Source organism: Sphingomonas quercus, from assembly GCF_018863195.1.
Lineage (GTDB): Bacteria > Pseudomonadota > Alphaproteobacteria > Sphingomonadales > Sphingomonadaceae > Solisphingomonas > Solisphingomonas quercus.
Genome location: NZ_JAHKRT010000002.1, coordinates 584,027 through 596,924, shown reverse-complemented (window position 1 = coordinate 596,924; position 12,898 = coordinate 584,027). Strand labels below are relative to the sequence as shown.

The 12,898-nt window shown below is 67.1% G+C and carries 8 protein-coding genes; 3 read left to right on the top strand and 5 right to left on the bottom strand.

The window, feature by feature from the left end:
• Window positions 1-410 precede the first annotated feature (410 nt).
• The gene (locus KOF26_RS05905) at window positions 411-3,149 is read left to right on the top strand and encodes a putative bifunctional diguanylate cyclase/phosphodiesterase (RefSeq protein WP_216321546.1); all 2,739 of its coding nucleotides are present in this window, start codon (window positions 411-413) and stop codon (window positions 3,147-3,149) included.
• Between the two features lie 144 nt (window positions 3,150-3,293).
• Here the strand turns inward: KOF26_RS05905 and KOF26_RS05900 are convergent, their stop codons facing one another.
• From KOF26_RS05900 to KOF26_RS05885, 4 genes are all read right to left on the bottom strand, one after another.
• On the bottom strand, window positions 3,294-6,281 hold the full coding sequence (locus tag KOF26_RS05900) for a response regulator (protein WP_363181902.1): 2,988 nt from the start codon (window positions 6,279-6,281) through the stop codon (window positions 3,294-3,296).
• Between the two features lie 140 nt (window positions 6,282-6,421).
• Entirely contained in the window at window positions 6,422-8,053 is a 1,632-nt protein-coding gene (locus tag KOF26_RS05895) for a Na+/H+ antiporter (RefSeq protein WP_216321544.1), read from the bottom strand.
• A gap of 96 nt (window positions 8,054-8,149) precedes the next feature.
• Complete coding sequence (locus tag KOF26_RS05890; RefSeq protein ID WP_216321541.1) at window positions 8,150-9,940, bottom strand: cation:proton antiporter domain-containing protein; 1,791 nt, start codon at window positions 9,938-9,940, stop codon at window positions 8,150-8,152.
• A 64-nt stretch (window positions 9,941-10,004) separates the two neighbouring features.
• Window positions 10,005-10,403 carry a hypothetical protein gene (locus KOF26_RS05885; RefSeq protein WP_216321537.1) on the bottom strand — a complete coding sequence of 133 codons (399 nt, stop codon included), beginning with the start codon at window positions 10,401-10,403 and terminating at the stop codon, window positions 10,005-10,007.
• Between the two features lie 145 nt (window positions 10,404-10,548).
• Between KOF26_RS05885 and KOF26_RS05880 the strand changes: the two genes are divergently transcribed.
• Both KOF26_RS05880 and KOF26_RS05875 read left to right on the top strand, forming a co-directional pair.
• A complete protein-coding gene (locus tag KOF26_RS05880; protein ID WP_216321534.1) occupies window positions 10,549-11,439 on the top strand; it encodes a LysR family transcriptional regulator in 891 nt (296 codons plus the stop codon).
• A 133-nt stretch (window positions 11,440-11,572) separates the two neighbouring features.
• Entirely contained in the window at window positions 11,573-12,310 is a 738-nt protein-coding gene (locus tag KOF26_RS05875) for an SDR family oxidoreductase (RefSeq protein ID WP_216321531.1), read from the top strand.
• A gap of 92 nt (window positions 12,311-12,402) precedes the next feature.
• On the opposite strand, the gene KOF26_RS05870 is transcribed toward KOF26_RS05875, so the two are convergent.
• Window positions 12,403-12,711, bottom strand: coding sequence for a hypothetical protein (locus KOF26_RS05870; RefSeq protein ID WP_216321529.1), 309 nt, complete (start codon window positions 12,709-12,711; stop codon window positions 12,403-12,405).
• Window positions 12,712-12,898 lie beyond the last annotated feature (187 nt).

Sequence of the window (12,898 nt, the reverse complement as noted above, 5' to 3'; positions counted from 1 at the left end):
CGGTCGTTAATGAGGGAGTGCCGAGGGACCCGGATCAATCGGTATCGGACCATGTTGCCTGCGCCCGGGCGGCCTTCAGTCCGGCGACGTGTCGCGCGGCCGGCTGAACCATATCTTCCTGAAGGCCAGCGACCCGCGCGGGCCAGACGCGGCCATCCCGCCGGGAACCAGCGTGCAGGAATCCTGTTCAACGAAATTACTTGGGCGAAGTCCGCCGCCTGGCGTGAGCCTTATATCGGATACGTAATAAAATCTTCCCGTATTCTGCGCAATCAATTAACGGATTGTAAACGACTTCTGTTCGCTTTCTGTCTGCAACTATGAGATTTCAATTCAGGATTGGTCGTGATGGGTTTTTTACCATATAAGCACCGGCGATACGTATCTACAGCACGAAGTTCAGCTTAGTCATGCCACAGTCACTCGGGCCGGCCGGAGAGGCTCTCGCGGAAACCGAGCTTCGCGCGCAGCACGCGAACCTGCAGCAGCAGATTCCCCTGATGTATGCGCTGATCGCGATCGACGTCGCGTTCCTCACAATCGCGACGTGGCATGACGTGCCGTCCCGGATGAGCATCGCCGCGCCCGGGATATTGGTCTCGGTCGCCATGATCAGGGGCATCATATGGGCCTCCCGGCGCGACAAGGCGCTTTCGGAGGAGCAGATCCGGCGACAGCTCCGCGGCACGATGATTGCCGCGGCGCTGCTCAGCCTGATGTTCGGGGCCTGGGGCGTGTGGCTGATGTCCCACGTCGATGCCGCACACGGCTCCTCGGTGGCGCTCTACGTGTTCGTCGGGGCGATCAGCTGCTGCTATTGCCTGCAGGCCCTTCCGGCAGCGGCCCGGCTCGTTCTCACGCTCGGGGCGGCGCCGGTGACGCTGCGCATGCTCTTCGCCGACGACTGGTACATCATCGGCATCGGCATCTCCTTCATCCTCGTGGCCGGTCTCATTCTGCGGACGCTGTCGGCCACGCAGACGGCGTTTCGCGGCCTGTTGCGATCGAGGAGCGAGCTTCGCGCGGTGGTCGCGGCGCTTCAGGACAGCGAGGAAAATCACCGCTATTCGGTCGAGCTCAACCCACAAATCCCCTGGATCAGCGATCCTCACGGCGCGATCATCGAGCTCAGCCCGCGCTGGTCGGCATACACCGGCATTCCACTCGCCGACGCCCTCGGTTCCGGCTGGACGAGCGCGGTCCATCCCGAGGATCTTCCTGACCTGCTCCAGGCGTGGAAGGACGCGCTTGCCGAGCGACAGGGCGCCATCGCCGACGTCCGCTACCGCCTGCGCCAGCGCGACGCGAGTTATCGCTGGTTCCGGGCGCGCGCCAATCCGCGCCGCGACCCCGCCGGCCACATCCTCAAATGGTACGGCAATCTCGAGGACATCCACGACCAGGTCGAGGCCGAACTCGCGCTGCGCGAAAGCGAGGAACTCTATCGGCTCGCGTCGCGCGCCACCAATGACATCATCTGGGATTGGTCTCCGGTCACCGGGCGCATCCAGTGGGCGGGCGAAGTCGACAACATCTTCGGTTATACCGAAATCGCCGAAGGCACGTCGCTCGACTGGTGGATGGAGCAGGTTCACCCGGACGACCGCGCCGACATGCTTTCCATCCATGACCGGGTCATGCGAAATCTGCAGGACAGCTGGAGCCACGAGCATCGCTTCAGGGCCGGGGATGGATCCTTTATCCAGATATTCGCGCGCGGCTATGCGATCCGCGATGCCGAGGGGAGGGCGATCCGGGCGATCGGGGCGATGAGCGACATCACGCTTGCCAAGCGCGTCGAGGAGGATCTGCGCTGGGCGGCCTTCCACGATGCGCTCACCACATTGCCGAACCGGAAGTTCTTCGCAGACGAGCTTGAACGCGCGCTCGTCACCGCATCGGCGGACCTTTCGCTCGTCGGCGTGGTCATCGTCGACGTCGACGGCTTCAAGTCGATCAATGACGGGCTCGGCCACGCGGCCGGCGATACGGTGCTCATTACCGTCGCCGGGCGCCTGCAGGCCAACATCCCCACCGGGGCGACCGTCGCCCGGCTCGGCGGCGACGAGTTCGCGGTGATCCTGCCGGGCCTGACCGAGGGGGACAAGCGGGTAGAGACGCTGAAGGCCATCCTCGCCGGCGTCGGCGATGCGGTGATCATCGAGGAGGGCGCCGTCGATGTGAACCTGTGCGCAGGGGCGGCGATGTGGCCGATCGACGGTGCGACCGCGGAGGAGGTCGTGAAGAGCGCGGACCTTGCGCTCTACGCGGCCAAGGCGGAAGGCCCGGGCACAATGCGAGGCTTCCGACCGGAAATGCGCGAGCGCATCGAAGGGCGCAACCAGATGCTGCGCGACGCCCGCCAGGCGGTCCAGGATGAACGGGTGGTTCCCTTCTACCAGCCGAAGATCGCGCTCGCTTCCGGGGAGATCGTCGGCTTCGAAGCGCTCCTCAGGTGGCACCATCCCGGTAACGGGCTCCAGGGGCCAGACATGATCGCGGGGGCATTCGAGGACAGCTCGCTGGCTACGCAACTCACCGATCGAATGCTGGAAGGGGTGCTGACCGACCTGAACCGGTGGCTCGACCAGGGGTTCCGGATCGGTCGCGTCGCACTCAATGGATCAACGGCCGACTTCCGCCGCGACGACTTCGCAGACCGTATCCTGAGGCGGTTCCATAAGGCCGGGCTGCCGCCCTCGCTCCTCGAACTCGAAGTCACGGAAACGGTGCTGCTCGGGCAGTTTGCCGACAGCGTCGAGCGCGCCTTCAACCTGCTACGCGCCGAGGGCGCCGCGATTGCGCTCGATGACTTCGGGACAGGCTATGCATCGCTGACGCACCTGCGGCAGTTTCCGGTGGACGTCCTCAAGATCGATCGATCGTTCATATCGCGGCTCACCGACGTCGACGGCGCCGATTTCGCGATCGTGCACGGGATGATCGATATCGCGCGGCGGATGGCGATCCAGACGGTCGCCGAAGGGGTGGAAGAGCAGATCCAGGCGGCAAAGCTGCGGGAACTGGGTTGCGATGTCGCACAGGGATTTCTGTACAGCCCCGCGATCGCGGCGGACCGGGTGCCGCTGTTCCTGAGGAATTGGGAGCAGGATCGGGAGCCGGTCGGTGCCGGGCGCGTCGTACGATGAAGCGTCGCCCGTTCCGGACGGCGTCCGCATGATGACCAGCAGCAGCCCGAACCAGGGTCTGGACCTCTAAACGGCAGTGGCCGGGATTGCCCTGCAAGGGGCGCCGGCAAGGAGGGCTGCCACTGCCGTCTAGAGGCCCGGACCCTAGCCGCTGCGCTCCCGACACGACACGCCGAGCGCGTGCAGCGTGTCCTGCAGCGTGTTCATATTATAGGGCTTGGCGATGACGGCGATGCACCGGTCGCCACGGAATGACGCCTCGAGCGCTGCCGCGCGGGTGGCGGAGGCAAGCACGATGGCGAGATCCGCATGCAGCGCGCGCAGCTCACGCACCAGCCCTTCGCCCGCACGATCGGACAGCGCGTCATCGAGGATCACCGCCCCGTAGCGCCCCTGCGCGGCGCGCACCTTGCCCAATGCCTCGGCGCCGGTGCCCGCTTCCTCGACCCGAAGCCCGCCCGCCGAAAGCGCCTCGGAAATCAGCGACCGGACCATCGGGTCGCTTTCGGCGATCAGGACATCGCCGATGCCGGTATCGATCATGTCACGGACCTTCTGGGCGAGCGCCTCGAAGGTGAAGGGCTTGATGATCATTTCGACGCCGGGATCCAGCCTGCCGCCGTGAACGATGGCGTTGCGCGTATAGCCCGAGGTGTAGAGGACCCGCAGCGCCGGCTGGATCTTGCGCGCCTCCTCGGCCAGCTCGCGGCCACTCATGCCGGGCATCACCACGTCGGTGAACAACAGGTCGATCGGCCTTTCCTGGCGCTCGATCAGGCGCAGCGCGGACAAGCCGTCATGGGCTTCCAGCACGCGATAACCGAGCTCGCCCAGGCAATCGACGGTATAGGCGCGCACATCGTCATCGTCCTCGACGACGAGCACGGTCTCGCGCCGCGGGCTCCCTTCGAGGCCACGCGCGAGCCGCGCCGGCTCCTCTTCCGGCTCGATCGCCGCGCTCATCAGACGCGGCAGATAGATTTTGATCGTCGTCCCTTCGTTCTGCTCCGAATAGATTTTGATATGGCCGCCGGATTGCTTGACGAAGCCATAGATCATGGAAAGGCCGAGACCTGTTCCCTTGCCCACCTCCTTGGTGGTGAAGAACGGCTCGAAGGCACGCTGGATGACTTCGCGGGGCATGCCGCTGCCATTGTCGGTGACTGCGATCATCACATATTGGCCTGGCGGGACCTCGGCCTGGGCCGCCGCATAATTCTCGTCCAGGCGCGCATTTGCGGTCTCGATCGTCAGCTCCCCGCCCTTCGGCATCGCATCGCGCGCATTGAGGGCGAGATTGAGGATGGCGCTTTCGAGCTGGTTGGGGTCGGCCTCGACACGCCACAGGCCCGGCGAGGTGACGATCTCAAGCCGGATCAGTTCGCCGAGCGAGCGTTGCAGCATGTCGGACATGCCGCCGACCAGCCGATCGGGATCGATCGGCTTGGGCGCGAGCGGCTGGCGGCGTGAAAAGGCGAGCAGCCGCTGGGTCAGCGACGCCGCCCGCTCCGCCCCCTTCATCGCGTTATCGAGCGAACGGCGCACGCGCACGTCGCCGATCTCGGCGACGTCGAGCGCGCGCTGGGCGATGCTGATATTCCCGGTGACGACCGTCAGCAGGTTGTTGAAATCATGCGCGATGCCGCCGGTGAGCTGGCCTACCGCCTCCATCTTCTGCGCCTGGCGCAACGCCGCCTCCGCCTCGCCGCGCTTGGCGACCTCGGCGGCGACCTCCTCCTCCAGCCGCTCATTGAGCTGGCGAAGCCGGTCCTCGGTCTGCTTGCGGACGGTGAAATCGATTACCGTGCCGATGAAGCGGACGGCACGCCCGCCCTCGAACATCGGTCGGCCGGTCGCCGCCAGCCAGCGCTCGATGCCATCCTCAAGGCCGATCGTGCGATATTCGATGTCGTAGCTTCCCGGGCCGCCCGGTTCGAGCGCGGCGCGCACCGCCGCATCCGCCCGCTCCCGATCGTCGGGATGGAGCCCGGCGAGAAAGCTGCCCTCGTAGCTGACCTCCGCTTCGGCTGGCAGCCCGAACAACGCCTTGCATTTCGTATCCCAGCGCAAGGCGCCGCTGAGCGGATCATAGTCCCATGTGCCGATGTCCGCGGCTTCGTTGGCGAGGCGTAGCCGGTCCTCGCTCGCCGCAAGCCGCGCCTCGGCCGCTCGCCGTTGCGCAAGCTCGAGTTCCAGCGCGGTGAACAGCCTGACATTGTCGATGGCAACCGCGGCCTCCGCGGCAAGGCCCTGCAGTCCGCGCTCGGACTGCTCATCGAAGATGCCGACCTCGGAATGGCCGAGGAACATGCCACCGGCGATCTCGCCGCTGCGCGATATCACCGGCACCGCGAGATAGCTGCGGACCGGCAGATGACCTTCGGGCATTCCCTTGTGCGGCGCGTTCTTGCCGTAGCGCGGATCCCGGGTGATGTCGTCGGAGCGGACGATCCCCTCGCCGTTGAACGTCGGCGCGAACACCGCGGTGCTGCGCGGCATCGGGAATTTCGAGAAGGCCTCTTCGGGCGCCCCGGACAGGGCGTAGAGCATATGGCGCTCCCCGCTATCATTGACGCCATTGTAGAAGAAAGCGCCGAACGCCGCGCCGGTCAGCTCGACCCCGGCATCGGTGACGATCTGGGCGAGCTTGTGGAGGTCGGTCTCGGCGGCCAGCGCGGACCCGGCGCGGTTGAGGATTGCGAGGGCGCGCCGTTCCTCCAGCAGCGCTTCCTCGGCCTGGCGCTGTTTCGACCGGTCGCGCAGCACTTTCGTGAAGCCCACGAGCATGCCGTCATGATCGCGGATCGGCGTCATCTCGCCGGTGGCCCAGAACCGCTTGCCGTCCTTGCGCACCCGCCAGCCCTCGGCGCCGCCGCCCCGGCCCGCCCCCGCGGCGTCTGCCATCTCCCGACGGAGCGCATCCGCGCCGATATTGTCGGGAAACAGTCGCTCGAGGGTGCGGCCGAGCATCTCGGCTTCGCTCCACCCGAGGATCTGGTGAGCGCCCTCGCTCCAGCTGGACACCCTGCCGTCAGTGTCGGTGGTGATTATCGCCGTATCGACGGCGCTGTCGACGATCTGCCGCCACTCGTCCGCGGTGATCGAATGCCGGCCCCGGTGCCCCACGTCCACCTTAGCCTCCCCTTATCTTTCGCCAAACGCATCGCTGGAACAGCCGGCCGGCGCCTTGTTTGCAGCTTTTTCCGGATATGGCCAGACCGTCTGCATGTTCGACTGCGGCCGTTTGCCCCGACCGCGTGCTCGTGGTTCCATTATGACACGGCGTATCGCGCCTCGAGCAAATCCAGCTCGCGCACCAGCTTTTGCGCGATCTCGCTGCCGAGCTGGCGATCGCGCACCCTACGGAAGATCTCGGCGCGCTCGGCCTTGAGGGCGGCGAGACGCAGGTCGCGCTCGATCCTCTCCTCCCGCCGGCCGGATGCAGCATCCTCGGGGCTGCCCTGCCGGCGGTCGATCCGCTCGCGATAGACATCCATGATGCGGGACGCGGCGGCGACGAACAGGTCGGCATCGTCGCGCCCTTCGGCCATTTCATGCTCGACCTGTTCGATGACTGCGATGGCCGCCCGGGCGGCGGCGACGCGCGCGGCATCCTCTTCGATCAGATGCGAGGCCTCGGGCGGCATCTGCAGGTCGCGCAGCAGCCAGGGAAGCCCGATGCTCGCCGCCGCGAGCGAGGTGATGATCACGCCCATGGCGAGGAAGATCGCCAGGTCGCGCGCCGGAAAGGGGGAGCCGTCGGCCATGGCGAGCGGCAGGGTCAGCGCGCCGGCCAGGGTGATGGCGCCCCGCACGCCGGCGAAGGACATGGCGGCGACGATCCGCCAGTTCAGCGGGCGCCTGCCCTGACCGGTGCGGAACATCGTCAGGCGGAGCGAGAGCCACACCCACAGGAAACGCAGCGCGGCGAGGCCGGCAGTGATCGCGAGCACATGCACGGCGAGCCACCAGGGCTGGAGGTGGCCGGTGGTCTGCACCGTCTCCTTCGCGCCGGCGAGGATGAGCGGCAATTGCTCGCCCAACAATACGAAGATGATGCCGTTGGCGGTGAACTGGATCGTGTCCCAGACGGTGGCGCGGCGGATGCGCGTCGAGCCTTGCAGCTCGCCATTGGTCTCGACGAACCCCATGGTGAGACCAGCGGCCACGGCAGCAAGGATCCCCGAGCAGCCGAGATGCTCGGCGACAAGATAGGAGCCGAACGGGATGAGCAGGCTGATCAGCACCTGCGCGCCGCCCTCCTCGCCATAGTGGCGGGTCACCCAGCCCTTGGCCCGTGACACCGCCCATGTGACGCCGGCGCCGATCGCGACGCCGCCGAGCGACACCCACAGGAAGTTGAGCGCCGCGTCATGAAAGGAGAAGGCCCCGGTCAGCGCCGCCGCCACGGCGAAGCGCAGGCAGACGAGGCCGGAGGCGTCGTTGAGCAGCGATTCCCCCTCCAGAATGTGCATCATCCGCTTCGGGATCGGCACGCGCTGGGCGATCGCCGAAACCGCGATCGGATCGGTCGGCGAGATGACCGCGGCCAGCGCGAACGCCACCGCCAGCGGCATCGCCGGGATCATCCAGTGAATGAAGAAGCCCATGCCGACGACGGTGAACACCACCAGCCCCAGCGCCAGCTCGAGCACGGTCTTGCCGTCCTTGAACAGCTCCTCGCGCGGGATCCGCCAGCCGTCGAGGAACAGCAAGGGTGGCAGGAAGAGGACGAAGAAGATTTCCGGGTCGAGCGTCACCCGCCAGTCGGCCGCAAGGCCGATCAGCCCGCCGAGCGCGATCTGGAACAACGGGCGCGGCAGGGGCAGCGGCAGGATCCGCGAGAGGATGCCGCTCAGGATGACCGCGAGCAGCAGAATCAGAATGATGGTGATGGTTTCCAAGGCCCTGTCCGTCGCTTGCCGTCGTTCGTCAGATATAGGTCGATCGGCGGGCATCAACCCGGGGCACCGCCGCGCCGCCGGCCGATCCCGCCCCGCTCATTGCGCCATGATACCGGCCATCAGGCCGGCCGCGGCGGCCATGCCGGTCCAGATCGCCGCCTTGAACCAGCGCGGCGGCTCCTGCCTTGCGGCATCGCCCCGGGCCGGCCTCGGTGCCGGCGCGGGCACGGGCTCTGCGGCTGGTTTCGGCTTCGGGATGGCGAGGGAGAGCATCTCCGCCGCGACCTGCTGCTCGCCCATGACCACTTCATCGGCGCCGTGCCGCAGCATGTGCGCGACCTGTTCGTCGGAATGGGCGCGCGATATGATGGTGAGAGCCGGATTGATAGCGCGCGCGCGCTCCGCGATCACCCCCGCCTCGAAACCCTCGGGAATGGCGATCAGCAGTCTGGCGGCGCGTTCCACGCCGGCCTGACGCAATGCCTCCGGCCGCGTCGCGCTGGCTCGCAGCACGGCGAACCCGTCGTCGCGGGCGGAGCGCGCGACATCCGGCTGCTCCTCGATCACCACAAAGGGCTGGCGGGCGGCGAACAGGCCACGCGCGATGCGACCGCCGACGCGGCCATGGCCGACCAGGATGACATGGCCGGCAAGGCCCTCGGCGAGGGCGGCCGCCTCGGCTGCGGTGTCCGGCATTTCCGCCGCCGCGTCGCGCCGCCCGGCCATCAGGCGGAAGAGGAACGGGTTGATGAGGATCGACAGGATCGCCCCGGCGAGGACGAGGTCCCTCACGCCGTCCGGCACCATGTCGAGCTGCACGCCGAGCCCGGCGAGGATGAAGGAGAATTCGCCGATCTGGGCGAGGCTCGCCGCGATCGTCAGTGCCGTGCGCGTCGGGTGGCCGAACAGGCGCACGATGGCGAAGGCGGCGAGCGACTTGCCGACCACGATGATCGCCACGGTGGCAACCAGCGCGCCCGGTTGCTCGAGCACCACCGCGGGATTGAACAACATTCCCACGGACACGAAGAACAGCACCGCGAAAGCATCCCGCAGCGGCAGCGTCTCTTCCGTCGCACGCTTGCCGAGCTGGGTTTCGCCGAGCAGCATGCCGGCGAAAAACGCGCCCAGCGCGAAGGACACGCCGAACAGCCGCGCGGCGCCGAACGCGACCCCGAGCGCGATGGTGAGCACGGCGAGCCGGAACAACTCGCGCGAGCCGCTGTGCGCGACCCAATGCAGCGCCCATGGGATGACGCGCTTGCCGATGACCAGCATCAGCGCGACGAAGCCGATCATCTTGGCGATTGTCAGGCCGAGCAGGTCGGCGATACCCCTCCCGCCGGGCGCTGCATCGCCCGAAAGCAGCTGCGCGGCGACCGGCAGCAGCACGAGCGCCAGCACCATCACCAGATCCTCGACGATCAGCCAGCCGATCGCGATCCGCCCGCGCTCGGTCTGGACGAGGCCGCGCCCTTCGAGCGCGCGCAGCAACACGACCGTGCTCGCCACCGAGAGGGCGAGGCCGAAGACCAGTCCCGTCGCCGGTGTCCAGCCGACCACCCAGGCAAGCCCCATGCCCATCAGCGTCGCGACAATGATCTGGGCGATCGCCCCCGGCACCGCGATACGCCGGACCGACAGCAGATCCTGCAAAGAGAAATGCAGGCCGACGCCGAACATCAGCAGAATCACCCCGATCTCGGCAAGCTCCGCGGCGAGCGCGCCATGGGCGACATAACCCGGCGTGAAAGGACCGACGATGACGCCGGCGAGCAGATAGCCGGCGATCGGCGGCAGGCGGAGGCGATGGGCGAGCGCGCCCATCGCGAATGCCGCGACGAGCGCGGCGACGATGGTCCCGATCAACGGGGTGGAATGGGGCATGGCATGTCTCCTGGCGGACAACGCTGCCACCGGGCGTGCACGCCCGGCGACGGCCGGCTGCTCGTCAGGAGAGCGGCGGCGCCCTTGCCAGCGCTGGCGAGGAACGGATGCCATCGGCGATCGAGGGCACCTCCCCGGGCCACGCCGTGGCCGGTACGACCGCCGGCACGGAGGGCGTCGACGCCGGCCTGGTGCGCGGGAAATCGCCCGCCGGATCGGCGCGCCCATCGCCCACCCCGGTTTTCCGCGCCGGCAGCGCCCGCTGCTCTCGCGCCACCGATGAGCGAGCGGGCTTGATCGCGACGGCGCTGGTCGAGGCGCTGAACGCGGAACCCGTACCGCGGATCGACGGCGCTTCGAGCGGAATGAGCGCGTGGACGAGCGCGCTCGCCAGGCACAGGCACAGCCAGAGCAGGAAGACCGGACCACCCGTCCGGCCACCGAGACTGGCCCTTCCTTCCATTCACGACCCTCGTTTTGCGGCCACGCTAACCTAAGCTTCCATCGGCTGAAGGCAATGCCGCCGCGACAGCATCCGGCGCCACGACCGGATCGTTCGCGCGCGATGGCCGGATGAATTCCGCACCGCGCTTCGATAAGGATCGGTGATGGATCGCTTCGCAGCCATGCAGCTCTTCGTCCGGATCGTCGAGCGGCGCAGTTTCACGCTCGCCGCCGGGGATCTGGGCATGCCGAGGCAGACGGCCACCGACGTCATCAGGCAGCTGGAGGCCCGGTTGGGCGTGCGCCTGCTCAATCGCACGACGAGAACCGTCACGCCGACCCTCGACGGAGAGGCCTATTACCGCCGCTGCGTCGTCCTGCTCGGAGATCTGGAGGATGCCGAAGCGGTGTTCCGCGGGGCCACGCCGAGGGGCCTCCTCCGCGTCGATCTGCACGGTACCCTGGCACGCCATTTCCTGCTCGATCACCTGCCCGACTTCATGGCCCGCTATCCAGAGATCACGCTCCACATCAGCGAGGGCGATCGCCTCAGCGACCCGCTGCGGGAGGGCATCGACTGCGTGGTGCGCGCCGGCGAGCCCAGGGACCAGACCATGGTCGGGCGTCGGGTGGCGATGTTGCAGGAGACGACGTGCGCCAGCCCGGCCTATCTAGAGAAGCACGGGATACCCGCGACGATCGACGAACTCGACGGGCATGAGGCGATCGGCTTCTTCTCCTCGGCCCGCCGGGCGGTCTTCCCGCTCGATTTTACCGTGGATGGCAAGACGAGGGAGGTCACGCTGCCGATGCGCGTGACCGTGGAGGGCGCCGAAACCATGGTCAGGCTCTGCCGCCTCGGCTTCGGGATCATCCAGGTCCCGCGCTACCATGTTGCCAGCGACATCGCTGCCGGCAGCCTCGTTCCCATCCTCGAAGCCTGGCCGCCGGCGCCGATACCGATCTCCGTCCTCTATCCGGAGAACCGCCAGCTTTCTCCCCGCGTCCGGGTGTTCATCGACTGGGTCGCGCTCCTCCTGCACGGCAAGCAATAGAGCGCCGCCCGCCTCGCGACATTAGTCGCATTCGCCGGACAAACCTGCCGGCCCGGGGCTGATTATCCCGCAAGCATAGAATGCCACATTCCCGGGTGTGCAACGAGCATCACATCACGGAAGGGACGGCATCATGAACGATCAGCATCAGAAGGTGGCGATCATCACCGGCGCGGGTCGCGGGATGGGCGCGGTCATCGCGGAGCGTCTCGCCAGGGACGGCATCTCCGTCGTCGTCAACTATGCATCGAGCGCGGATGCGGCCGAGGCGCTCGTCGCCCGCATCGAAGCGCAGGGCGGGCGCGCTCTGCCGGCGCAGGCCGACGTCTCCGATCCGGCGCAGGTCGCTCGCATGTTCGAGAATGTCGTCGCCGCGCTCGGCGGTGTCGACATCCTCGTGAACAACGCCGGGATCATGCCGGTCGGCATGCTTGCCGATTTCGACGACGCGAGTTTCAACCGCCTGATCGACACGAACCTCAAGGGCAGTTTCAACACGATGCGCGAAGCGTCGCGCCGCCTGCGCGATGGCGGACGGGTCGTGAACTTCTCGTCGAGCGTGGTTGGTCTCTACCAGCCCAGTTTCGGCATCTATGCGGCGACCAAGGCCGCGATCGAGGCGCTGACCGTGGTCATGGCGAGGGAGATGGCCGGTCGCAACATCACCGTGAACGCGGTCGCGCCCGGCCCGGTGCAGACCGAGCTTCTGTCGCACTCCCCCCAGCCGGTGCTCGACAATCTCGCGCGGATGACGCCATTGGGTCGCCTCGGCCAGCCCGCGGACATCGCCAGCGTCATCGCCTTTCTGGCCGGGGAGGGCGGGGGATGGATCAACGGCCAGACCATCCGCGTCAATGGCGGCATCATCTGACGCATCCGTGTCCTGCCATATCGCCGAGACGAAAATATCCCCGGCATCAACGATGCCGGGGCTTCGATCAATGAGGCAGGATCGACCTTCGGTTATTTTGCCTTCTCCGACGACGCAGCCTTGTTTCCGAAATTGGCGGCGAGATAATTGACAATCGGCTCGAACTCCTCGTCCGAAACCTGCGCGCCATAGCCGATCATCGTGTTCACGGTCTCAGCCCATTGCTCCCGGGTTCGTCGCTGCGAGGTGAACTGGGCAGCGACATGACATGCCGTGCATGTTCTTTCCACCTGCGCTCCCGTCGCCAGCCGGGGCGCACCGTCTGCGGGCGGGGCCTTCGGATCCTGGGCGATGCCGGCTTGCGCGCCCAGCGCGACGCAAGTCGCCAGTGCGATCGTCAACAAGGATGTCGGGAAATTGGGCATCGTCTGTCCTCATAATGGGCCGCCAGGGGCGAGAAGGCTCCTCGCCTTTCGAGGGCCGGCGCCCCCGCGCGCCCTCGTCGCCGCCGAACCAACCACGGAGAGCAGGGCAAGTCCGAACACGGCGCCGGAAGCCGGTCTGTGCGACGTCATGGGTGGTTCCTTG

Bases quoted from the DNA above. Each gene is read 5' to 3' on its own strand.
- KOF26_RS05905 (WP_216321546.1), top strand. From the start codon at position 411: ATGCCACAGTCACTCGGGCCGGCCGGAGAGGCTCTCGCGGAAACCGAG.
- KOF26_RS05890 (WP_216321541.1), bottom strand. From the start codon at position 9,940: ATGCCCCATTCCACCCCGTTGATCGGGACCATCGTCGCCGCGCTCGTC.
- KOF26_RS05885 (WP_216321537.1), bottom strand. From the start codon at position 10,403: ATGGAAGGAAGGGCCAGTCTCGGTGGCCGGACGGGTGGTCCGGTCTTC.
- KOF26_RS05880 (WP_216321534.1), top strand. From the start codon at position 10,549: ATGGATCGCTTCGCAGCCATGCAGCTCTTCGTCCGGATCGTCGAGCGG.
- KOF26_RS05875 (WP_216321531.1), top strand. From the start codon at position 11,573: ATGAACGATCAGCATCAGAAGGTGGCGATCATCACCGGCGCGGGTCGC.